Here is a 20,742-nt window from a genome sequence, read left to right as displayed (position 1 = left end):
GACGAGGAAATAAAAGGTATGTTCGCGGCGGCTCACGCCCGTCGTCGAGGCCGGCCCGAGCTCACGTCCAGCGGTCGAGGCCGGTCTGCACCTGTGACTCCGCGATGCGCTCGAACCCTCGGGTCACCTCGTCGGCGGCGACGCCCCACTCGTCGACGACGTACTCGCGGGCGGCGTCGACGTCGGGGTTCACCGCGGTGTCGACCTCCGCGTCCGTCGCCGGCGGGTTCATGAACAGCTCGCGGACCGCCTCGGCGTTCGGAATCTGTGCGCCGCGCGCGTCGAGAACGCCCCAGAGGTCGCCGTGCTCGCGGACCTCCTTCACCGCGGTCTTCGGCCCGATCCCCCGGACCCCCTCGTTGAAGTCGGTGCCGCAGAGCATCGCGGCGTCGACGAGCGCCCGCCGGTCGAAGCCGAGGTCGTCGAGCGTCGCGGCGAGGTCCATCAGCTCCGGGTCGCCCTTGCTCGTGAGCTGACGGAGGGTCGTGGGCGCGCCGAACAGCAGGGTGTCGTAGTCCTCGCTGCCGGCGTGGTCGACGGTCCCCGTCGCCGCCATGTGCGCGCACTGCGCTTCCCCCTCCGCCGGCGCCTCGACGATCGGCACGTCGAGCAGGGAGAGCAGCTCCCGGGTCGTCTCCTGAATCGCGTCGGTGAGCCGCTGCGTGCGCGCCTCCAGCCGCGCGGCCTCGACCGCGTCGCCGCGCTCCGCGGCGGCCGCCCGGCGCTCTTCGGCCCGTTCGCGCTTCTCGCGGCGCTCGGCGACCTCGTCGGCCTTCAGTTCGGTCACCGCCCCGTCGAACACCATCACCGGGATCAGGTCGTGCTCGAAGAACTTCGGGAGCCCCTGGACGACGCCGATGAGGTTCGCGACCTCGACGCCGTCGGCCGTGGTGTACTTCTCGTCGCTCGTCCACTTCACCGTCGTCGTGAGGTACCGGTACAGCCAGTTGTGCGCGTCGACGGCGACGACGCTCCCCTCGATCTCCGTGAAGGCGACGTCGCGGATCGCCGCGAGGTCGCGTAAATCCGCGTTTCCCATCACCGATCCGTCGTCGTCGTGGGTCTTAAAACATCGATTCGGGACCCACGTCGGCCTGCCGGCTTGTGGGGCGTTTATGTGCCTGAGCCGCCTACCGATCGGTACCGAATGGTCTCGCCGTTCGATGTGCTGGATATCGACGAAGACGCCGACGAGGCGGCCATCGAGCGGGCCTACCGCGACCGCGTGAAAGAGGCGCACCCGGACCAGGGCGGGACCGTCGAGGAGTTCCAGCTCGTCAGGCGCGCCTATCGCGAGCTCGACGAGCGGGACCGAAACGGTGAGGCCGACGAGGGGACCGACCCCGCAGACATCGACCTCACCGACGAGGAGGGCGAGGCCGACGCGGTGCAGCCGGTCCGGGTCGAGTTCCTCGACTACGAGGCGCTCGACGACTACGGCTGGTCGTTGGAGGACGACGACCTGTTTCGGAAGGCGTCCCACGCCGACCTCGACGAGTCGGCGCACGGCCGGCTGTTGGTCCAGCCCGACGAGAGCCTGCTGGAGGCGGCCGAGAACCGCGGATTCACGTGGCCGTTCTCCTGTCGCGGCGGGGCGTGCGCGAACTGCGCCGTCTACCTCGTGGAGGGAGAGCTCTCGCAGCCGACCGACCACATCATGCCCGATGATCTGGCGGAGCGCGGCTTCCGACTCTCCTGTAACGGCTACCCCGTGAGCGACGAGCTGAAGGTCGTGTTCAACGTCAAACAGCTCCCGGAGCTCGACGACCTCATTCTCCCGCCGGGACCGTTCACGCGGCGGTGACTTCCTCCCCGCGTTAAGCGGCGGGGCCTTCGCCTCTGACTTCCCTACTCGCCGCAAAACCGCGTCAGCCGACTCAGAACTCTTCGGCGACGGCCGCGACGACCGCGTCCTCGACCGCGTCGCGCTCGCCGGAGAGGAACTCGATCTTGCCCTCGCGGAGGCCGGCGGTGGCGACGTCGGCGTTCGGCGCCAGTTCGGCCGCGCGCTCGGCCACGTCGCGGACGGACACGTCGGCGGTCGTCCGGATGTACAGCTCGTCGGTGCCGACGCCGACCGTCGCGTACGCCTCGCCGTTCGCGCTCCGCCGGTGGAGGTCGTCGAGGAGGAGCGGCGTCGGCGGGAAGTCGTAGCGGTGGGTGTAGCCGTCGGTGTCGAGGACGGCGAACTCGACGCCGTCGACCGCCTCGGTGACGACGTTCTCGGTCGCGGTCTGGAGCTCCGTCTCCAGCTTCTCGCGGAACTGCTCGGAGACGTGGGCCGCGAGGTTGCCGCTGTCCTCGAAGAGGAGGTCGGCGACGAGCTCGCGCTTGTCCTGGTACGACTGGTAGTAGGCCTCCAGAGCGACCGCTTCGCGGAGCTCGGCGATGCGCTCAGCGTCGTAGCCCGCGTCGCGTGCGAGCTCGACGTAGCGGTCGGGGGTCTCCGCCCAGTAGCTCACCGCCGGCAGGTGTCGGAGGTCCCCGCGGACCTCGTCGTTGACCGCGGAGGCCAGCGAGGCGACGAGCGCGCCCGTCGACAGGTCGGCGTCGACGCCGTCGATCTCGGGCGAGACGAGGGTGTCGACGGCCTCGCGCGTCTCGGGGTCGGCGACCTCGGCGTCGACGACGACCGCGTCGACCCCGTACACGGACAGCAGGTCGATCCCGTCGGCGGACTCGACCGTGGAGCCGGTGCCGACCAGCAGGAACAGCGGGAGCTGCTCGTCGTGGCGGTCGCGGTCCTGCAGCATGCGGGTCGCGTCGTTGGTGGCCGCGTCCATCCCGTACACCGGGTCGTCGAGCGGCCGGCGGGTGAAGTAGTGGTACTCGGCGTCGCTCTTCGCGTGTTCGTCGCGGATCAGCGGGAGGACGGCGCGCTCGACCGCGGCGCCGGCGACGTAGCCGTCGGCGGTGGCCGGGTGGCGCACGACGATCGGGCGCGATTCGAGCACGGCGCGGCGGATCGCCTCCGCGGCGTCGAGCAGCCCGTCGGCGAGCGCCGCGACGGCCTCGTCGCCCGCGAGCGGCTGGAGCCCCTCCGGACGGGCCTCGGCGGTGAGCGCCTCGGCGAGTCGGCGACGGACGGACTCGGCCTCCTCGCCGTCGAGGAGGACGAGCGCCTCGGACTCGACCTGCACGTCGCCTCGATGACTCTCGACCTCGCCGTCGATCCGCACCGTGTCGCCGACCTCGATTTCGGGGTAGGCGCGGACGCCCGGTTCGACGAAGGCGGCCACGTCGACGACGCCCGTCTCGTCGCGGACCTCGAAGACGGTCGGCCCGCCGGTCTGCCGGACGCTGACGACCTCGCCGTCGATCCGCACCGCACTGCCGACGGCGTCGGTGAGGGTGCCGATCCCGACGCGCTCGCGGTCGTCGTCGAGGTCGTCATCGGCGTCTTCCTCGGCGTCAGCGTCCTCTTCGGCGGCGTCTCCATCGGTGTCTGCGTCGTCAGCGTCGTCAGCGTCGTCAACACCGCCATCGTCGACCTCGGCGGTCTCGTCAGCGCCCTCCGATTCGGCGGGCTCGGCGGCGTCTTCGTCCGCTTCGGCCGTCTCCGCTGGCTCGTCCGGCTCGCTCGGCTCGGAATCGTCTCCGGCGGCGGCCGGTTCGTCGTCGCGCTCTTCGCTCGGCTCGTCGTGGCTCACGTCGGGCTCGTCCGGCTCGGCGTCGGCCTCCGGCTCCGCGCCGTCCTCCTCGGGAAGGTACTCGTCGTCGCCGTCCTGCACGAGCACGCCGCGGAACTCGCGGTCGGCCTGCCGGATCGACCACGCGAGGTCGATGTTCCCGTTGTCGCGAACGCCCTTGACCTGGACGAACACTTCGTCGCCCGGCTCCCAGTCGAGGCTGTCGAGCCGCTGGTCGAGCTCCGACCGGTGGAGGAGTCCGGTCACGCCCGGCGCGAGATCGACGAACACGCCGAACTCGGCGTAGCCGTCGACGACGCCGCGGTAGAATCGGCTCGGAACGATCTCGTCGGGGGAGTCGCCTCGGAAGTCGAACGCGACGTCCTCCTGGTGCGGATCGCAGATGCGACCGCCACCGTCGACGTCGACGCCACAAATGATACAGGATCCCATTTGAGTACACCGAGAGTCTCGGGCTTAAAACGGTTGTCGAAAGCCTCGCGGGAGCGAACGGCCGGATACGGGCGTCCGGACGGGCGCCTCCGGTGACCGCCCGCGACCCCACCTCGAGCGTGTCACCCGATCAGGGATCGGGCCGCGGCGACGACCCGGTAACCGACGCCGTATCCGATGAGGGCCGGCGGGACGCCCGCGACGAGCGTCCGAAGCGGGCTCGTCCCGTGGACGGTGCGGAAGCCGATCAACAGCAGGAGCGCCGCGTAGACGCCGCAGGCGACTCGAAGCAGCGGGACCGGCGCGCCGGCCAGCGCCATCGGCGAACTCGCGTACGCCACCACTTGGACCGTCTCGCTGACGCCGCCCCGGTCGCGGAGCGCGAGGCCGCCGTCGTACTCGACGCTGGCGAGGATCACCGACAGCGTGGCGACCGCCGCGGTCAGGTGGAGCCCCACCGGCGCGGCCAACACGACCACGAGCAGGAACAGTATCGCCGCGGAGACCGGCACCGAGACGACGATCCCGGGAACGACACTCGGGTCCGAGACGATCCAGCCGAGCGCGTAGACGCCGGCGACGGCGACCGCGAACGTCAGCGCCGGGGCCTGATCGCCGGGGGACACGCCGTTCGCGAAGAGGCGACGGGGCCGGATCAGCGCCTCGACCCACGCCCGAGCGAGCGCGCGCGGTCCGCGAGCCCGACCGCCCTCCGGGTTCTCGATCCACGATGTCACGGCCGTCCTTCGGACGGGTGGAATAACGGGGTTCCGGTTCGGGGCGGCTCCGCCGGAACGGGCCGAGACGACCCGCATTATCTCGCCTGATAGCCGGCGCGTAAAGCCTTATACCGCCCCTCGCGGAGTGACAGGCGAATGAGTGCGTTCCGGAGCGACGAGCGGGGGTTCACCCCGATAGCCGGCTCGGGGATGCTCGTCGGCATCGTCGTGGTGCTCCTGGCGCTCGTCGGCGCCGCGGTCTTCGGGATGATCGACGGCGTCGCGCCACCCGACGCGGAGTTCCAGGTCGAGAACGAGGGGACCGACCTCGTGATCGTCGCGGCCGGCCCCGAACCGGTTCCGGCCGAGGAGCTGTACGTCCGCGGCGAGGATCCGAACGAGGAGGTCCAGTTCGGCGCGTGGCCCGGCGACGGCGTCGTGCGACCGGGCGACCGCGTGACCGTGCCAAACGCCACCGGGAACGAAGATTTCGAGGTCGTCTGGGAGCCCGTCGCCTTCGACACCCACGAGACGCTCGGCACCTACAACGGCGAGAGCTCGGCGATCGAGGGCAGCAGCGGACGGGACCCCCTCGGTGCGACCGGCGTCTGATCCGTCCGAACCGACGCTTTCGCTCCGACCGACGGGCACCCGCTCTCGGCGCTACTCGACCGACACCCACTCGCCGCGCTCGTCGGCGCGGACGATCGCGTCGAGGAGCTTCTGTACCGCGTACCCCTGCTCGAACGACGGCTCGAACTCGCGGCCCTCCGCCACGGCCGAGAGGAACTCGTAGTTCTCGTGGACGAAGGTGTGCTCCCACCCGATCACGTGCCCCGGCGGCCACCAGTGGTCGACGTACGGGTCGACCTCGTCGGTGACGAGCACGGTCTGATAGCCGCGGTCGCCCTCGCGGAGCACCTCCAGCTCGTTGAGCCGCTCTAAGGAGAACTTCAGACTCCCCTTCGACCCGTGCACCTCGATCGCGTGGTCGTTCTTGTGGCCGTCCGCGAAGCGGGTCGCCTCGAAGCTCCCGATCGCGCCCGACTCGTAGGCGACCTGCGCGGTGTAGGCGTCGTCGACCGTCACGTCGCGGTACTCCGCGACATCGCCCGCCTCGTCGTACACCGGTCGCTCGTCGACGAAGGTCTGCAGGTGGCCGGAGACGCGATCGATACCGCCGACCGCGTCGCCGACGAGGAAGTCCGCGAGATCAAGCGTGTGCGCGCCGAGGTCGCCGAGCGCGCCGGAGCCCGCCATGTCGGCGTCCATCCGCCACGCCCACGGCGCCTCGGGATCGACGAGCCAGTCCTGGAGGTACCGCCCGCGGACCTGCCGGATCTCGCCGAGCTCCCCGTCGTCGATCAGCCCCTTCGCGTACCGGATCGCGGGGACGAACCGGTAGTTGAACGCGGTCCCCGTGGGCACGTCGGCGTCGGCCGCCGCGTCGCGCATCGCCGCGGCCTCGTCGAGCGTCGGCGCGAGGGGTTTCTCACAGAGCACGGGAACCCCCGCCTCGAGGGCCGCGATCGACGGCTCCGCGTGGACGTGGTTCGGTCCGAGGTTGTAGAACACGTCCACCGCGTCGACGGTCTCCTCCCAGTCAGTCGCGGTGTGTGAGAACCCGAACCGCTCCGCCGCGTCCGCGAGCGCCTCCTCGTCGCGTCCGACGAGGGTGTGCCGCTCGATGTCGGGCGCGTCCGGGAAGAACATCGGCAGCCGCGCGAGCGCGTTCGAGTGCGCCTTGCCCATGAACCGATACCCCAGCACGCCGATCTGCAGTGGCTCCTGTGTCATTGGTGGGTTTCGCGTCATCGAGGTGTCCTCCGTCTCACTCCGCCCAGTAGGCGTCTCCGGGTCGGGTCTCGAAGACGGCGCGGTCGAGCACGTCGACCGCCTTCTCTAACCCCTCCCGCGAGGAGGTGAGCGAGTCCTCGTGTTCGATCGACAGCGCGCCCTCGTAGCCGACCATCCGGAGCGTCGAGACCACGTCCTTCCAGTGGCTCTCGTCGTGGCCGTAGCCGATCGAGCGGAACAGCCAGGAGCGGTCGGGCTCTTCGGTGTAGCCCGTCGTGTCGAGCACGCCCTTCACGCGCGCGTTCGCGTCGTACACCTTGGTGTCCTTCGCGTGGACGTGGTGGATCGCGTCGTGATCGCCCAGAACGCGGATCGCCTCGGTCACGTCGATCCCCTGCCAGTAGAGGTGCGAGGGGTCGAAGTTGGCGCCGATCCGCTCGTTGGTCGCCTCCCGGAGCGCGAGCATGCCCGTCGGCTCGTACACGAGCATGTTCGGATGCATCTCGATGGCGACGTCGACGCCGTGGTGCGCGGCGTGTTTCGCCAGGTCCCGCCAGTACGGGATCGCGACCTCGTCCCACTGGTAGTCGAGCGCCTCGGCGTGCTCGGTCGGCCACGGCGCCGTGATCCAGTTCGGCGTGGAGTCGCCCGGCGCGCCGCCGGGGAGCCCGGAGCCCGTGTTCGTCGAGCAGTCCGCGCAGCTCCGCGCGCGCCGACTCGTCGGCGAGGAGCGTCTCGCGATCGACGTGGTCCTCGCCCGGCCACCCGCCGACGCCGAGCTCGACGGCGCTGACGCCGATCTCGTCGAAATACGCGGCCGCGTCGTCGATCGATTCACCGCCCAAGGGAACAGTTAGCACACCGATGTCCATGCGAGATGCTTGTACAACCCCCCGAATAAACCTTCAGGAACTGTCACCCGAGTCGCCGGCGCCAGACGTGCGGACGCTGTGCGACCGCCGGACACCGTCTCTCGCCCCGTCACGGCGAGCGACGGGGGGTGTGAACCACATGAGGTTTTAACGGGTGGAGCGTGTATGACGGGTATGGGAATCCTCTCGCGCGCCTCCTACGTCGTCCGCTCGAAGCTGAACGCCCTCCTCAACCGGGCGGAGGATCCGACGGAGTCGCTCGACTACTCGTACGAACAGATGCGCGACGAGCTCCAGGACGTCAAGCAGGGGATCGCCGACCTGACGACCCAGAAGAAGCGGCTGGAGATCCAGAAGCGAAAGCTGGAGGAGAACGTCGAGAAGCACAACCGACAGGCCCGCGAGGCGGTCCAGCAGGACCGCGACGACCTCGCGCGGAAGGCCTTAGAGAAGAAGAAGTCGAAGATGAGCCAGATCGAGGAGCTGGAGGGACAGATCGCGGAGCTGAACAACACGCAGGAGCAGCTCGTCGAGAAGAAGAACAAGCTCCAGAACCGCATCGAGGAGTTCCGCACGAAGAAGGAGACGATGAAGGCCCGCTACGAGGCCGCGGAGGCGTCCTCGCGCGTCTCGGAGGCCATGACGGGCGTCGGCGACGAGATGGAGGACGTGAGCCGGTCGATCGAGCGCGCCGAGGAGCGCACCGAGGAGATGGAGGCGCGGGCGGAGGCGATGGACGAGCTGGAGGACTCCGGCGCCTTCGAAGACGCGCTCTCGGACAAGGACAGCATCGACCGCGAGCTGGAGAGCCTGTCGACGAACAGCGAAGTCGACGCCGAGCTGGAGACGCTGAAGGGCGAGCTCGGGAAGGGCGAGCCGGCGAGCGACGACGACGCGGCGAGCAGCGACGAGGAGATCGACGACGAGCTGGCGGACATCGAATCGGAGATCGACTCGGACGACCTCGAAGCCGACCTCGACAGTGAGGCGCAGGGCGCCTCCGGCAGCCGGACGCAGTCCGGCGACGGCGACACGGATCTCGACGAGGAGGTCGATGTGGAGCTCGAGGAGTCCGAGGTCGACGCCGACGAACAGCGCACCTGACGGCGCGCGACCCGCGATCGGTCCCCGACCTCCCCCCGTTTCTCCCCCGCGATTCCGTGCTACTCTCCTACTCCGACCGCAGCCGCGCGCCGGTCCCCGCGCGGTCGCGGTCGCCGAGGCGGATCTCTCCCTCAGTAAGGGCGACGCCGTCGTAGGGGTCCTCGGCGAGCAGCAGCGACCCGTCGAGGTCGGCGTAGTCGAGCAGGGGTGCGAGCTGCGCGGCCGCCGCGATCGACGCGTTCGACTCGATCATACAGCCGCACATCACCTCCAACCCGTGAGCCCGCGCGGCGGCGATCAGCCGTCGCGCCTCCAGCAGGCTGCCGGTCTTCATCAGCTTCAGGTTCGCGATGTCGCAGCGGTCGGCGATCGCGGGAACGTCCGAGAGCGTCACGCAGGACTCGTCGGCGGCGATCGGAAGCGCGGAGCGCTCGTAGACGAACCGGAGCCCCTCGGGGTCCTCCGCGGGCACCGGCTGCTCGACGAACTCCACGTCGCGGTCGGCGAGCCACGCGCTCTTTTCGACCGCCTCGCGGGGCGTCCACGCCTCGTTGGCGTCGACCCGGAGCCGGGCGTCGGGCGCGGCCTCGCGGACGGCGTCGATCAGCTCGCGGTCGCGGTCGGTGCCGAGCTTGATCTTGAGCACCGGGTAGCCCGCCTCGACCGCGGCCGCGGCCTTCTCCCGGACGCGCTCCGTCTCGTCGAGCCCGATCGTGTAGGACGTCGCCGGCGCGGTCGACGGGTCGAGCCCCCAGAGGCGGTGGAGGGGGACGCCGAGCCGCTTCGCGGCGAGGTCGTGGACCGCGATCGAAACGGCGGTCCGGGCGGCGGGGTTGTCGCCGACGACGGTCGCCAGTTCCGCCTCGATCTCGTGGAGGGCGTGCGGGTCGCCGACGCGCTCGACGGCGTCGAGCAGGTCCGGGAGGACCGCCTCCACCGTGGCGGCGGTCTCCCCGTAGTGGGCGGAGGGCGCCGCGCCGCCGACGCCGGTCATCCCGCCCTCGTCTTCGATCCGCACGATCACGTTCTCGGCCTCGGTCTGGGTCCCCCGCGCGATCGTGAACGGGTTCTCTAAGGGGAGCGAGACCCGCTCGAAGGTCGCGTCGAGGCTCATTCGCCGCCGAGCCCCGCGCCGACGATTCCGTCGACAATCCGATCGGCGCCGTCGCGGACCGGGTCGGCGGCCGGAGCACCGAGCGCGTCGCCGAGTTCGGCGACCGCGTCGGCGGCGCTCGCGTCGTCCTCGACGTCTTTCGTGTTGAGCGCGCCGGCGACGACGGTCGCCTCGCTGACGGGCGCCGCCAGCCCCTCGTAGAGGTCGACGTAGTCGGAAAGCGGCGGCAGCGAGAACGACTCGTAGCCGTGGACCGCGTCTCGGCCCGCGGCGTGACAGAGCACGAGCGCGTCGGCCATCGACCCGTGGAGGATGCCGCAGGTGACCGCCGAGTAGGCGGGGTGGATGATGCTCCCCTGCCCCTCGACGACGAGGAGGTCGTGGTCGTCGCCGACCTCGACGAGCATGTCCTCGACCGCGCCCGCCGTGAAGTCCGAGACGACGCGGTCGATCGGGTTCCCCCACCCGGCGATCATGATTCCGGTCTGGCCGGTCGGGACGAACGCGGCGTCGATCCCCCGCTCGCGGGCGGCCGCGACGATCTCCAGCGACGCGGTCATCTTCCCCACCGAGCAGTCGGTGCCGACCGTGCACACCACGTCGGCGTCCACGTCGCCGGAGGCGCCCGTCGCGACCGTGAGGTCGTCGTCGGGCTCGCGCACGTCGACGAGGTCGACGCCGTGTTCGTCGGCCAGCGCGGCCAGCGACTCGTCCTCGTTCAGGAAGTAGTGGAGCCCGCTCACCACGTCGCAGCCGGCCTGAATCGCGGCCTCCACGTCCGACCGCCACGACTCGTCGAAGCCGCCGCCGATGGGCGCGATCCCGATGTATAAGGCGTCCACGTCGCCGTCGGCGGCCGCGTACGCGTCGTCGAACGACTCGACGATCGGGGCGTCCGAGACGCCGGAGACGTGGTCGCTGACGCGGTCGCCGGCGCGGTCGCGGTCGAGCACGGCTCGCACGTCCTGGTCGCCGTAGCGCAGCACGCCGAGGGCGGTCTTCGCGCGGTCGGGGAACTTCTCGTGGGCGAGGATGACGATCCGGTCGTCGCTCATGGTGGGTCGCTCGCTCCGGGCGTTCTTAAAAGGGTCGAGCCGCGGGCGGCGGTAACAGGCGGAGCCGACAGAATCGAGTCGCACGCGGCGGCGATCCGCGCCGGCGACGGACCCGCCTCAGTCGAGCTCGATCGACACGTCGGACTGGAGTCCGGCCGCCTTCACCGTGTTATAGAGGAGCATCGCGCGCGTCATCGGACCGACGCCGCCGGGAACGGGCGTGATCGCGCCGGCGACTTCCGCCGCCGACTCGTACTCCACGTCGCCGACGAGCTCGTACCCCTTCTCGGTGTCCGCGTCGACGCGGTTGATCCCCACGTCGATCACGGTCGCACCCGCCTTGAGCATCGAGCCGTCGATGAACTCCGGGACCCCGACCGCGGCGATCACGATGTCGGCGGTCGACAGCTTCGCCGCCAGGTCTTTCGTCCGGGAGTGGCAGACGGTCGTGGTCGCGTTGCCGACCGGCCCCTTCTGGACGAGGAGGTTCGCCATCGGCTTCCCGACGATGTCCGACCGGCCGACGACGACCGCGTCGGCGCCCTCGGTCTCCACGTCGTACGCCGCCAGCAGCTTCTGGACGCCGTGTGGCGTGCACGGCTTAAACCGGGCGTCGCCGGCGACGAGCCGCCCGACGTTCTCCGGGTGGAACCCGTCCACGTCCTTCTCCGGGGCGATGCGCCGGAGCACGCGCCGTTTGTCGACGTGGTCGGGGACCGGCAGCTGGACCAAGATGCCGTGCACGTCCTCGCGCTCGTTGAGGTCGTCGATGGTCTCGTACAGCTCTTCGGCCGGGGCGTCGGCGTCGATCTCGACGTGGACGCTCTCGATGCCGACCTCCTCGCAGTCGCGCTGTTTCATCGAGACGTACGTCTCGCTCGCCGGGTCGTCGCTCATCAGCACGGTGGCGAGCCCCGGAGTCACGCCCGCCTCGTCCAAGGTCTCGACGTGCGCGGCCACGTCGTCACGCACGTCGGCGGCGACCGCCTCGCCGTCGATGATCTGCGTCCCGTCGGCGTCCCCGCCGGTGGTCTCGGTCATACCGAACCCGAGGGCGAGGCGATATAAAAACGACGCGGGATCGTGTGCATCTCTCGATTCTCTCAGGATCAAATACTCAGTAACGTGGATCGATCTCGGCGATCACTCTGGGAACAGCTCCGCCTCCCGTTCGACGGCGTCGATGGCGGCCGTCTCCTCGGGCGTCAGATCGAGGTCGACCGCCGCCAGATTCGCGCGGAGGTGCCGTTCGCTCGACGCCTTCGGAATCGCCACGACTGGCTCCTTCGCGGTCGCCCACGCGATCGCGACCGCCTCGGGCGTCGCGTCGTGGGTCTTCGCGACCTCGACCACGGGGTCGATCTCGCTCACGCGCCCGCCCGCCAGCGGCGAGTAGGCTACGACCGTGTACCCGTGCTCGCGTGCGTGTTCCAGCAGCTCCGGGCGGTAGAACAGCGGGTGGAGCTCCGTCTGGTGGGCCGCGAGCGGCGCGTCGAGAGCGTCGATCGCGCGGTCGATCTCGTCGATCTCGAAGTTGGAGACGCCGACGCGGTCGACGCGCCCGTCGTCGATGAGCCGGTCGAGCGCGGGGAGGGTCTCGGCCGGGTCGTACGCCCCTCGCGGGCGATGGACGTACAGGAGGTCCAGCGTCTCGACGCCGAGCAGGTCGGCGCTCTCGCGGGCGGTCGGCGCAACGTCCTCGGCGCCGAGGTCGTCGACCCACAGCTTCGTGGCGACGGTGACCGCGTCACGGTCCGCGTCGCTCGCGGCGAGCCCGTCGCCGACGACCGCCTCGTTGCCGTAGATCCGGGCGGTGTCGAGGTGGCGATAGCCGAGCGAGAGGGCGGTTTCGATCGCGTCGGGGTCGTCGATCCCCATCGTCCCGAGACCGACGGGCGGGAGGTGCATGCGAAGAGGTCGACGGGACGGGCCAAAAGTCTCCCGCGTCGATGGTCGAGGCCGAACCGCGCCGTCGACGCGTCGCCGGCAGCGGGCGGCACGGGCGGTCGTTCGCACGGGCCTCGCCGGTTGGCCGAGAGGTTTACCTTGGAGGCCGAAGGATGCACACCCGTCAATGCGATCGTCCCTCCTCCGCCGACGCGTGCTCCCCCGCGCGTCGACCGACCCCTCCTCGCCACGCTCTCCGCCTCGCGACCGCCCCTCACCCGTCCGTCGGAACGGATGAGACGGGTCGGGACGTGGTCGTTCTCGACGGTCACCGGGAGCGTCACCGTCGCTCCGGACGAGATACGCATCCGGAGACGGCTCCGGACCGCCGTCGTTCACGCCGGGCGAGCCCTCTCGCACGGACGCGTCAGTCCCGTCGTCGACGCGGTCGGGTGGTCGGGGATCGGAGCGGCGTTCACGGTCCTCGGCGCGCTCCCGCGGCTCCTCTCCGTCGGGGACGGGAGCGGGACCCTCTGGCTGACGGTGCTCGCGGCGCTCACCGTAACCGGCACTCTCGCCGCGACGGTCGTCCAGGGGCGCCGCACGACGATCCCGCTCCGGGCGGTCGAGCGCGTCGAGTTCGACGGCGACGAGATCGTCGTGGTCCACGAGGGGCCGGACGACGACCGGTTCGGAGGGCGGTTGGGGCTCGGCGACCCGGCCGATGGCGACGAGAAGACGGAGACCCGTATCCGTCCGCTCGACGCCACGGAGCGCAGCGACGCGGCGCTCGCACTCCGGCTCCGCGGCGTCGACCTCCGCGGCGCCGAGGGTGCAGAGGGAGTCACCCGGACGGCCCTCGACGCCCCGAGGACGGAGCTGCTGGAGTGAGTCCCGCATCGGCGAGACGCTCCGCGCGACGGCCTCGTACCTTGCACCCCCCGGCGAAACGCCTACAACGCGACCGCGAGACGACCGACCATGCCCCGGCCCTCCACCGGGACGCTCCTCGCCGCCCTCGGCGGCGGAGCGGTCCACCTCGCGGTCGTCGAGCTGCTGTTCCGCGCGCTGAACCACGCACCGCCCGAGCGGTGGCCCCTGTCCGACCCGAGCCGCGCCGCCGGTCTCTTCGCGGCCGGGTTCCTCGTCGCGCTCGCCGTCGCTCACACCCGGCTGCTCTCGCCGGCCGCGGGGCTCGCCGCGGCCCTCGGGTGGGCGGCGCTCCGAGACGGGGCGGCCCCGCCGCCCGAGTGGTCCGAAGTCGGCGGGTTCCTCGTGGTCGACCGGAGCGTGTACCTCTCGGCGTACGCCGGCGGCTGGGCCGTCGTCGTCGGCCTGCTCGCCGTCGCTGCCGGCGTCGAGTTCGGGCTGCGCCGCCGACACGGCATCGGTGACGAGTGGCTGGCGAACCTCCCGGCCGCGCCGTCGCGGGTCCGCGCCGCAGCGCTCGTCGGCGTCGCGCTCGGGGGAGTCTTCGGCGTCGCCGCGACCGCGCGGGTCGCTGCGTTCGGCGTCTCTCCACGGACCGCCCTCCTGGTGATCGCGACGACGACCACGGTGGCGGCGGCGGTGCCGGTCGCCGCGGCGTCACTCGGGCTCGTCGCCCCGGCGGCCTGTTTCGGGCTGCTCGTTCCCCCGATCGTCCGTGCCGTGATCACGGGCAACGAGGGCGGTCCGGTCTTCCTGGTGCTGTTGGGACCGGCAGCGGTGGCGCTCGCGGGGGTCGCACTCGTCGAGCGCTGGCTTCGGCGGCAACTGGACCGCGCGCCGGCGGAGTGACCGGCATCCCGACGCCCCCTCAGATCGAGTCCCGCTCGCCGACCGGCGCCCGTCCGCAGATGCTCACGAGGTCGTGGAGGTCGTCGATCTCGTAGGTGGGCTGACAGGAGAGTTCGGTCGACCGCCGGTGCGGGCGCCGGACGAAGGCGGAGTCGATGCCCGCGTTGTCGGCGGCGCGCACGTCCGACTCGTTGTCACCGACGAAGATCGCGGTCTCGGCGCCGATGTCCTCGAGGGCGCGCTCGAGGTAGTACGGCGACGGCTTCTTCCGCGACAGGCTGGCGATCGAGGGCTCGCGGCCGTACGCGACTTCGAACCGCCCGGAGAGCCCGAAGTGGTCGAGGACCGCGTCGACGGTCGCCTGCTGGTTCGAGGAGACGACCCCGAGCGAGGCGTCGAGGTGGCGGAGGGCGTCGACGTCGTCGTAGGGGGTCTTCTGCCCGCTCCGGGCCGCGTCGACCTGCGCGGTCGCGGCGGTCTCGTCGCGGACCCGCCAGAACTCGACCGGGTCGAGCCCGTAGCGCTCGCAGATCTCCGTCAGGGTGGCGGGGTCGACGCCGACGGCGATGTCGTCGACGTGGGCGAGGTCCGGGTCCTCGACGCCGAGGCTCACGAAGGCGTCCCACGCGGCCTCTCTGAGGGTGTCGAACGGGGTCCGACCGATCAAGACCCCGTCTTTGTCGAGGACGACGGCGTCGTACACACTCCCTCTCCGTCGGTTACCGGCAAAAATCTTTCACCGGCCCGCGGAGTCACGCGTCTCGTCGGTTCACGGGCCCACAGCCTGCATACGAGCCCAACGAGCAGGAGTTCGATCACGATCAGCGCCGGACACGGTCGCATGGATGCGTCTTGCCGCCCGGATGGAACGGTGTTGGGGCGCACGGCGTCGACTGAGGCCGATCTCACTGTCGGGCACGCCTCCCGCACTTTCAATACCCGGCGCGTCCAACCCTCAGATTGGACCATGAATATTGTTGATATCGCGGTGCCGGAGTACGTCGAAGTCGACGTCAGCGAACGACTCGCTAAGGTCCGGTCTATCTTCGAGCGCGAGAATCCGAAGGGGATCGTCGTCACCGAGGACGGCGAGTACGCGGGCGTCGTGGGCGAGAAACAGCTCATGCGCTCCCGGATGGAGGACGACACCAAGGTGTCGGCCGTAATGAAGTCGGCCCCGTCGGTCGACCGCCACGAGGACCTCCGCGAGACCGCCCGTCTCCTCGTCGAGGGCGACGTGAAGATCGCGCCGGTGTACGAGGGCGAGAAACTCTACGGGATCGTCACCGTCGACCAGATCCTCGAGGCCGTCCTCGACAGCCTCGACGCGATCACGGTCGGCCAGATCTCGACCGAAGACGTGATCGGGATCAACGAGAAGGACAGCGTCGGGAGCGCGATCAACCGCCTCCGCGAGAACGGGATCTCCCGGCTCCCCGTCCTCGACGAGGACGGCCAGCTCGTCGGCGTCGTCACCACCAACGACATCGTCGAGTTCGTCGTCCGCGATCAGGAGCGACAGGGCAGCGGCGACCGCGCCGGCGACATCGATCGGATGCTCGACATCCCCGTCTACGACATCATGTCGAGCCCCGTCGTCACCGCGACCGCCGACGAGACCGCCGAGGCCGTCGTTCAGCGCATGTTCGACAACAGCGTCTCCGGACTGGTCGTCACGCCGAATGGCGCCGACACCGTCGCCGGCATGGTGACGAAGACCGACGTGTTGCGCGCGCTCACGTTCACCGAGCAGGACTCGATGGACGTGCAGATCACCAACGTCGAGCTGCTGGACACGACCTCCCGCGAGCACATCGTCGAGTCCATCGAGCAGGTCGCGAACAAGTACGCGGACATGCACGTGATCCACGCGCACGTCCGACTCCACGCCCACAAGGAGAAGCTCCGCGGCACCCCCCTGATCCAGTGCCAGATCCGCCTCCGGACCAACGAGGGCCAGGTCGGCGGCTCCGGCGAGGGGTACGGCGCCGAGCACGCCTTCCACGTCGCGCTCGACAAGCTGGAGCGCAACGTCCTGGAGATCAAGGGCGTCAACGCCGACGAGGAGTACCGCGGCCAGCTCCTCCGCAAGCTCGGCCAGCTGTAAGGCGATAGCGCCCGATTCAACGGGCTTCGCGTCGCCTCTTCCGACCGACTCCGGCGTTTCGCCGCGACGATCTCGCTGCCGTCGCCGTCTCCGTTTTCGCCTTTTCTGCCCCGATCAGACGGTCGACGAGCGACCGCTATCCGCCGCGTCCACCGCGCCGTCCGGCGAGGAGCGACGCCGCGAGGGCGGCGAGGACGCCGACGGCGGGACCGAAGCCGGGGGCTCCGTCCGTCGAGCCGTCTCGGCTGGTGGTGTCGTCGCCGCCGGACTCCCCGTTCGTCGACCCACCCGCATCGTCGTCTCCCTCCGCTGTCCCGATCTCGTCGTCGCCGCTCGCCGGCTCGTCCTCGACCGGCTCGGTCTCGCCGCCCGTCGGGTCATCCGTCCCGTTGATCGGCCCATCCGTCTCGTTGGTCGGATCCTCGGTCTGGTTCGTGGGTGCCTCAGTCTCGGTCGTCGGCTCGTCCGTCTCGTTTACTGGGCCGTCGACGGTCGGCTCGCTGTCACCGCTGGAGGGGGCACCGCCTCCGCCGCCTCCGCCACCGCACCCGGCGCGACAGCGGCGACGAGCAGACAGACGACGAGAAGGACCGCGACGGCGGTCACGAATGAGAACGGCGACTGGTCGCTCACTACCAGTTACGTCGGCGGGGCGCACATAACTCTCACGCCGCGCGCGACGCTTACGCGTCCGTCCCTTCGGCGAGTCCGTCGCCGACGATCCGGAAGGTGGCGGTGTCGCCCGCGGGCTTCGATCGGTGCTTTTCGAGCGTTACCCGGCGGTTCCCGCCGCGGAACCGGTCGACGCGGACGATCGCGCCGGTCCAGTGGTTGAGGGTGTTGCCGCCCAGCGCGCGGTCGCGGTCGCTGTCGGGGTCGGTGAACACCTGATTCGTGATGACGACGGCGATGTCGTGCCGCCGGGCCAGCGACAGCAGGTGAGTCACCTGCTTTGCGACCTTCCGGAGCGACTGGCCGCCCTCGGTGTCGCCGGCGCGCTCCAGACGGTAGAAGCCGGTCGCGGAGTCCAACACGATCAGCTCGACCTCCTCCGCGAGCTCCTCGGCGTCGCGGACGGCCTCGCGCTGGTCGTCGAAGTCGTACGCCTCCGAGATCACCAGCCGCGAGGCGATCTCCTCGACCGTCTCGTCGGCGTCGGGGCGGTCGGCCCGCCCCGCGGCCATCTGCTCGAACCGGCCGATCGAGAGTCCCTCGGTGTCGATGTAGAGCGCGCAGTCGCCGCCCGCCGCGACCTCGACGGCCGCGGCGAGCGCGAGGTTCGTCTTGCCGGCCGCGGGCGGGCCGTACACCTGCGTGACGACCCCGCGCTCGAACCCCCCGCCCAACAGGTCGTCGACCGGCCGACAGCCGGTCGGGATCGGATCGCTCACTACTCACGAGTTCGCTCGCACTCGTATTTAAACGGTCGATCGCGTCGCTCGTCGGAGCAGAGGCGCTGTCAGAGCGCTCGCGTCGCTCGTCGAGAGTTGCTACGTGTGAAAGAAACGGAGATGGCGTCGATCACGTCGATCGACAGCCGAGATCCGGTGTTGCGTGCGGACGCGCCGTCCGCGACTTGGGGGTTAGTTGCGGACGAGGTTCGTCGCGCGCGGTCCCTTGGGGGACGATTCGATGTCGAACTCCACTTCCTGACCCTCCTCGAGGTCCGGGCCGCCGACGTCTTCCATGTGGAAGAACACGTCTTCGTCGTCGTCGAGGTCGCCGTCGTCAGTCGAGATGAAACCGTAGCCGCCAGTGTCGTTGAAGAAGTCAACCTTACCGTTTGCCATTGCAAACAAACGTACTGCCCGTTCGGGGATAACCCTTGCGAGGGTCACGGTACCATGACCGTTGCAGTCGGTGCGAACCGGCGGCATCCGCCGAAACGCCGGTCGTTTCGGGGGATTCGGCGCGGTTCGTTACGCACATCCATCCGTCGCGGCTCGCTGTTGCCACTTGTTGGTGTGGCTCACGACAACAGACATCCAAGTCGTCCCGCGACAGCCAGTTTCGAGTGCAGCCGGCGGCCCGTGGCGACCGGCGAACGGGACGCACGACCGCGCTCGTCTGAGTTCAGCGCGTGCCATCAGCCGCGGGGTTCATTTACGCGCGACCACGTAGGTCCGGTACCGACATGGATCGCCGTACCTACCTCCGCTCGCTCGCCGCCACCGGCGTCGCCGCCGGCACGACCGCCACGGCCGGCTGTGCCGGGATGCTCGGCGGCTCCGGCGCTGAAGGGACGATCCTCGGTCCGCCGGAACAGGACCTGAGCGAGGCCGTCCACCCGAGCTACGGCGACGAGATGCCCGACTTCACCGTCCCCGATCCGATCGCGGGAGAGGCGATCTCGATCTCGGAGTTCGAGGGCGACCGAGCCGTGCTGTGGACCTCGTTTTACACGAGCTGTCCCGACGGCGTCTGTCCGGCCCTGATCCTCCGGCTCCGGCGCGCACAGGAGTACGCCGCCGAGCAGGGGTTCGGCGACGAGGCGGCGTTCCTCCCGCTCACGTTCGATCCCGAGCGGGACACGGCAGACGTACTCCGCGAGTACGCCGCTCAACAAGCCGTCGACCTCGACGCCGGCAACTGGCACTTCCTGCGCCCCGAGAGCTACGAGGCCGGGAAAGAGCTAATGATGGACAACTTCGGGTTGAAGATCGAGAAGACCGACGGTGAACAGTACGAGGGGTTGGAGTACGCGTTTCCGCACTACGGCCTCATCTTGCTCGTCAACAAGAAGGGGATCGTCGAGCGCGCGTACCCGAGGGGGCCAAGTACGGACATCGAGACGCTCGTGGACGACTTCGAGCGGGTGGTCACCGCGTGAGGCGCCGAAACCTTCTCGCTGGGCTCGCCAGCCTCGGCGCCCTCGGAGGGGCCGGCGCGGTCGCGAGCGGGCGCGCCCCTGCCGCGCTCGGCGGCGAGGGCGCCCGCGAACCCGTCGATCCGGTGACGCTCGACACGGTCGAGGCGCCCGGCAGCCGCGACGGGGACGTGACCATCCCGGCCCCCGACCGGCCCACGTTCGTCGACTTCTTCGCGACGTGGTGTGCCCCCTGCGTCGAGCAGATGCCCGACCTCGTCGAGGCGCACGATCGGCTCGGCGACGAGGTGTTGTTCGTCTNNCGCCATCGACAGCACGGGGCGGGTCCGCTGGGCCACCTCCGGGACCCACACCACGGAAGAGCTCGTCGACGGCATCGAGAGAGTGCTCGACCGATGAAGCGGCCAGCCCGAGCATGACCGACGTCTCGCTCGCGACGAACCTCCCGTTCGCCGTGACCGCGGGGGTCGCGACCTTCTTCTCGCCGTGTGCGTACCCGCTGTTGCCGGGGTACGTCGGGTTCTACGTGAACTCCGTCGAGGCCGACGAGGCGTCGGTGACCGGAGCGGGGGTCCGGGGGATTGCGGCCGCGATCGGCGTGCTCGCGACGTTCGCGCTGCTCGCCGGCGCGACGGTCCGGGTCGGGCAGTCGACGCTGTCGAACATCGCCGTCTTCGAGACGCTCGTCGGCGGGCTGCTCGTCGCCTTCGGGCTCCTCGTTGTCGCCGGGCGGGCCCCCTCGATCTCCCTGTCGCTGCCGAAGCGACGCACCGGCGTCCTCGGGTTCGGGCTGTTCGGCGCGGGGTACGCGCTGGCCGGCGCCGGCTGCGTCGCCCCCATCTTCCTCGCCGTGATCGCCCGCGCCATCGCGCTGCCCGGCGACGCCGCCCTCCTCGTCCTCTCGGTGTACGCCGGCGTCGTCGCGGTCCTGATGGCCGCGACCACCATCGCGACGGGCGTCGGGCTGGTCAGCAACGCCAACCGGGTGATGGCGCACGCCGGCCTGCTGAAGCGGATCGCGGGCGCGGTGATGGTCGTCGCGGGCGTCGGCCAGCTGTATCTCTCGCTCGTCGTCTACTGACCGCTCCGCCGGCGTCCCGTTGGCCGACCCCCATCTTCATATTCGATGGCGAGGAATAGTCGCCTAGCCGAACCGACGCGTTCGGTCCCCAAACCATGGATCTCGATCAGTTCACCTCCGAGAACGCACCGACAGACAGCGCGGAACCGTTCCAGCGCGAGAACAGCTACACCTTGGACGTCGACGTCGACGGCACCGTGATGGCGAAGGCCGGGTCGATGATCGCGTACACGGGCGACATCTCGTTCACCGGGAAGGCCTCGGCTGAGGGCGGACTCAAGGGCTTCCTCAAAGAGGCGACGACGGGCGAGGGGACCC

At 70.2% G+C, this 20,742-nt stretch carries 21 protein-coding genes and 2 pseudogenes; 10 read left to right on the top strand and 13 right to left on the bottom strand.

From position 1 onward, the window contains the following. Nucleotides 1-61: 61 nt before the first annotated feature. Entirely contained in the window at nucleotides 62-1,039 is a 978-nt protein-coding gene (gene fen, locus DJ69_RS09710) for a flap endonuclease-1 (protein WP_099255419.1), read from the bottom strand. Between the two features lie 108 nt (nucleotides 1,040-1,147). Between fen and fer the strand changes: the two genes are divergently transcribed. Beyond that, nucleotides 1,148-1,804, top strand: a complete 657-nt coding sequence (gene fer / locus DJ69_RS09705; RefSeq protein ID WP_099255418.1) for a ferredoxin Fer — start codon at nucleotides 1,148-1,150, stop codon at nucleotides 1,802-1,804. A 73-nt stretch (nucleotides 1,805-1,877) separates the two neighbouring features. Here the strand turns inward: fer and DJ69_RS09700 are convergent, their stop codons facing one another. After that, the gene (locus DJ69_RS09700; protein WP_099255417.1) at nucleotides 1,878-4,082 is read right to left on the bottom strand and encodes a DHH family phosphoesterase; all 2,205 of its coding nucleotides are present in this window, start codon (nucleotides 4,080-4,082) and stop codon (nucleotides 1,878-1,880) included. Nucleotides 4,083-4,204: 122 nt separating this feature from the next. Continuing rightward, on the bottom strand, nucleotides 4,205-4,819 hold the full coding sequence (locus tag DJ69_RS09695) for a YIP1 family protein (protein ID WP_099255416.1): 615 nt from the start codon (nucleotides 4,817-4,819) through the stop codon (nucleotides 4,205-4,207). 138 nt (nucleotides 4,820-4,957) lie between these two features. Here DJ69_RS09695 and DJ69_RS09690 point away from each other — a divergent pair, with 138 nt between their 5' ends. Next, on the top strand, nucleotides 4,958-5,413 hold the full coding sequence (locus DJ69_RS09690) for a type IV pilin (RefSeq protein ID WP_099255415.1): 456 nt from the start codon (nucleotides 4,958-4,960) through the stop codon (nucleotides 5,411-5,413). A 51-nt stretch (nucleotides 5,414-5,464) separates the two neighbouring features. Here DJ69_RS09690 and DJ69_RS09685 read toward each other — a convergent pair whose 3' ends face one another. Then, the gene (locus tag DJ69_RS09685; RefSeq protein WP_099255414.1) at nucleotides 5,465-6,598 is read right to left on the bottom strand and encodes a Gfo/Idh/MocA family protein; all 1,134 of its coding nucleotides are present in this window, start codon (nucleotides 6,596-6,598) and stop codon (nucleotides 5,465-5,467) included. A 34-nt stretch (nucleotides 6,599-6,632) separates the two neighbouring features. Next, nucleotides 6,633-7,470, bottom strand: a pseudogene (locus DJ69_RS09680) (sugar phosphate isomerase/epimerase family protein). A gap of 174 nt (nucleotides 7,471-7,644) precedes the next feature. On the opposite strand from DJ69_RS09680, the gene DJ69_RS09675 reads away from it, so the two are divergent. After that, a complete protein-coding gene (locus DJ69_RS09675) occupies nucleotides 7,645-8,574 on the top strand; it encodes a PspA/IM30 family protein (RefSeq protein WP_099255413.1) in 930 nt (309 codons plus the stop codon). A gap of 67 nt (nucleotides 8,575-8,641) precedes the next feature. Here the strand turns inward: DJ69_RS09675 and DJ69_RS09670 are convergent, their stop codons facing one another. The 4 genes from DJ69_RS09670 to DJ69_RS09655 all read right to left on the bottom strand — a co-directional run bounded on the left by DJ69_RS09670 (nucleotide 8,642) and on the right by DJ69_RS09655 (nucleotide 12,651). After that, nucleotides 8,642-9,688 (bottom strand): dipeptide epimerase, encoded by a 1,047-nt coding sequence (locus DJ69_RS09670; protein ID WP_099255412.1) that lies wholly within the window; start codon nucleotides 9,686-9,688, stop codon nucleotides 8,642-8,644. Beyond that, nucleotides 9,685-10,743 carry a DUF1611 domain-containing protein gene (locus DJ69_RS09665; protein ID WP_099255411.1) on the bottom strand — a complete coding sequence of 353 codons (1,059 nt, stop codon included), beginning with the start codon at nucleotides 10,741-10,743 and terminating at the stop codon, nucleotides 9,685-9,687. The genes DJ69_RS09670 and DJ69_RS09665 overlap by 4 nt, the downstream gene beginning before the upstream one ends. A gap of 117 nt (nucleotides 10,744-10,860) precedes the next feature. Next, the gene (locus DJ69_RS09660) at nucleotides 10,861-11,784 is read right to left on the bottom strand and encodes a bifunctional methylenetetrahydrofolate dehydrogenase/methenyltetrahydrofolate cyclohydrolase (protein WP_099255410.1); all 924 of its coding nucleotides are present in this window, start codon (nucleotides 11,782-11,784) and stop codon (nucleotides 10,861-10,863) included. Nucleotides 11,785-11,886: 102 nt separating this feature from the next. Beyond that, nucleotides 11,887-12,651 carry an aldo/keto reductase gene (locus tag DJ69_RS09655; protein WP_099255409.1) on the bottom strand — a complete coding sequence of 255 codons (765 nt, stop codon included), beginning with the start codon at nucleotides 12,649-12,651 and terminating at the stop codon, nucleotides 11,887-11,889. 273 nt (nucleotides 12,652-12,924) lie between these two features. Between DJ69_RS09655 and DJ69_RS09650 the strand changes: the two genes are divergently transcribed. After that, nucleotides 12,925-13,521 carry a hypothetical protein gene (locus tag DJ69_RS09650; protein WP_099255408.1) on the top strand — a complete coding sequence of 199 codons (597 nt, stop codon included), beginning with the start codon at nucleotides 12,925-12,927 and terminating at the stop codon, nucleotides 13,519-13,521. Between the two features lie 90 nt (nucleotides 13,522-13,611). Beyond that, the gene (locus tag DJ69_RS09645) at nucleotides 13,612-14,409 is read left to right on the top strand and encodes a hypothetical protein (protein ID WP_099255407.1); all 798 of its coding nucleotides are present in this window, start codon (nucleotides 13,612-13,614) and stop codon (nucleotides 14,407-14,409) included. Nucleotides 14,410-14,428: 19 nt separating this feature from the next. Here the strand turns inward: DJ69_RS09645 and DJ69_RS09640 are convergent, their stop codons facing one another. Continuing rightward, on the bottom strand, nucleotides 14,429-15,112 hold the full coding sequence (locus tag DJ69_RS09640; protein WP_099255406.1) for an HAD family hydrolase: 684 nt from the start codon (nucleotides 15,110-15,112) through the stop codon (nucleotides 14,429-14,431). A 264-nt stretch (nucleotides 15,113-15,376) separates the two neighbouring features. On the opposite strand from DJ69_RS09640, the gene DJ69_RS09635 reads away from it, so the two are divergent. Next, nucleotides 15,377-16,516 carry a CBS domain-containing protein gene (locus tag DJ69_RS09635; RefSeq protein WP_099255405.1) on the top strand — a complete coding sequence of 380 codons (1,140 nt, stop codon included), beginning with the start codon at nucleotides 15,377-15,379 and terminating at the stop codon, nucleotides 16,514-16,516. A 136-nt stretch (nucleotides 16,517-16,652) separates the two neighbouring features. On the opposite strand, the gene DJ69_RS09630 is transcribed toward DJ69_RS09635, so the two are convergent. The 3 genes from DJ69_RS09630 to DJ69_RS09620 all read right to left on the bottom strand — a co-directional run bounded on the left by DJ69_RS09630 (nucleotide 16,653) and on the right by DJ69_RS09620 (nucleotide 18,306). Next, entirely contained in the window at nucleotides 16,653-17,174 is a 522-nt protein-coding gene (locus tag DJ69_RS09630; protein WP_099255404.1) for a PGF-CTERM sorting domain-containing protein, read from the bottom strand. 25 nt (nucleotides 17,175-17,199) lie between these two features. Next, nucleotides 17,200-17,907, bottom strand: coding sequence for a DNA repair and recombination protein RadB (radB, locus tag DJ69_RS09625; protein ID WP_099255403.1), 708 nt, complete (start codon nucleotides 17,905-17,907; stop codon nucleotides 17,200-17,202). Between the two features lie 192 nt (nucleotides 17,908-18,099). Further along, nucleotides 18,100-18,306 (bottom strand): cold-shock protein, encoded by a 207-nt coding sequence (locus DJ69_RS09620; RefSeq protein WP_004595330.1) that lies wholly within the window; start codon nucleotides 18,304-18,306, stop codon nucleotides 18,100-18,102. Between the two features lie 344 nt (nucleotides 18,307-18,650). On the opposite strand from DJ69_RS09620, the gene DJ69_RS09615 reads away from it, so the two are divergent. From DJ69_RS09615 to DJ69_RS09600, 4 genes and pseudogenes are all read left to right on the top strand, one after another. Next, nucleotides 18,651-19,346 carry an SCO family protein gene (locus tag DJ69_RS09615; RefSeq protein ID WP_099255402.1) on the top strand — a complete coding sequence of 232 codons (696 nt, stop codon included), beginning with the start codon at nucleotides 18,651-18,653 and terminating at the stop codon, nucleotides 19,344-19,346. After that, nucleotides 19,343-19,742: pseudogene (locus DJ69_RS09610) on the top strand (TlpA family protein disulfide reductase). The gene DJ69_RS09615 and the pseudogene DJ69_RS09610 overlap by 4 nt, the downstream one beginning before the upstream one ends. Before the next feature lie 16 nt (nucleotides 19,743-19,758). Next, nucleotides 19,759-20,424: a cytochrome c biogenesis protein CcdA gene (locus tag DJ69_RS09605; protein ID WP_099255401.1), complete on the top strand. Its 666-nt coding sequence runs from the start codon at nucleotides 19,759-19,761 to the stop codon at nucleotides 20,422-20,424. Nucleotides 20,425-20,519: 95 nt separating this feature from the next. Further along, on the top strand, nucleotides 20,520-20,742 hold a 223-nt coding region (locus DJ69_RS09600), incomplete at its 3' end, for an AIM24 family protein (protein WP_144050422.1).

This window comes from Halorubrum persicum (assembly GCF_002727125.1).
Classification (GTDB): Archaea; Halobacteriota; Halobacteria; order Halobacteriales; family Haloferacaceae; genus Halorubrum; species Halorubrum persicum.
Note: the sequence above shows the minus strand (reverse complement) of the source record. Positions and strands in the feature narration are given on the sequence as shown.

Excerpts from the sequence above, each read along its gene's own strand:
- fen (WP_099255419.1), bottom strand. The coding sequence starts at position 1,039 with ATGGGAAACGCGGATTTACGCGACCTCGCGGCGATCCGCGACGTCGCC.
- fer (WP_099255418.1), top strand. The coding sequence starts at position 1,148 with ATGGTCTCGCCGTTCGATGTGCTGGATATCGACGAAGACGCCGACGAG.
- DJ69_RS09700 (WP_099255417.1), bottom strand. The coding sequence starts at position 4,082 with ATGGGATCCTGTATCATTTGTGGCGTCGACGTCGACGGTGGCGGTCGC.
- DJ69_RS09690 (WP_099255415.1), top strand. The coding sequence starts at position 4,958 with ATGAGTGCGTTCCGGAGCGACGAGCGGGGGTTCACCCCGATAGCCGGC.
- DJ69_RS09685 (WP_099255414.1), bottom strand. The coding sequence starts at position 6,598 with ATGACACAGGAGCCACTGCAGATCGGCGTGCTGGGGTATCGGTTCATG.
- DJ69_RS09675 (WP_099255413.1), top strand. The coding sequence starts at position 7,645 with ATGGGAATCCTCTCGCGCGCCTCCTACGTCGTCCGCTCGAAGCTGAAC.
- DJ69_RS09670 (WP_099255412.1), bottom strand. The coding sequence starts at position 9,688 with ATGAGCCTCGACGCGACCTTCGAGCGGGTCTCGCTCCCCTTAGAGAAC.
- DJ69_RS09665 (WP_099255411.1), bottom strand. The coding sequence starts at position 10,743 with ATGAGCGACGACCGGATCGTCATCCTCGCCCACGAGAAGTTCCCCGAC.
- DJ69_RS09660 (WP_099255410.1), bottom strand. The coding sequence starts at position 11,784 with ATGACCGAGACCACCGGCGGGGACGCCGACGGGACGCAGATCATCGAC.
- DJ69_RS09655 (WP_099255409.1), bottom strand. The coding sequence starts at position 12,651 with ATGCACCTCCCGCCCGTCGGTCTCGGGACGATGGGGATCGACGACCCC.
- DJ69_RS09650 (WP_099255408.1), top strand. The coding sequence starts at position 12,925 with ATGAGACGGGTCGGGACGTGGTCGTTCTCGACGGTCACCGGGAGCGTC.
- DJ69_RS09645 (WP_099255407.1), top strand. The coding sequence starts at position 13,612 with ATGCCCCGGCCCTCCACCGGGACGCTCCTCGCCGCCCTCGGCGGCGGA.
- DJ69_RS09635 (WP_099255405.1), top strand. The coding sequence starts at position 15,377 with ATGAATATTGTTGATATCGCGGTGCCGGAGTACGTCGAAGTCGACGTC.
- DJ69_RS09620 (WP_004595330.1), bottom strand. The coding sequence starts at position 18,306 with ATGGCAAACGGTAAGGTTGACTTCTTCAACGACACTGGCGGCTACGGT.
- DJ69_RS09615 (WP_099255402.1), top strand. The coding sequence starts at position 18,651 with ATGGATCGCCGTACCTACCTCCGCTCGCTCGCCGCCACCGGCGTCGCC.
- DJ69_RS09605 (WP_099255401.1), top strand. The coding sequence starts at position 19,759 with ATGACCGACGTCTCGCTCGCGACGAACCTCCCGTTCGCCGTGACCGCG.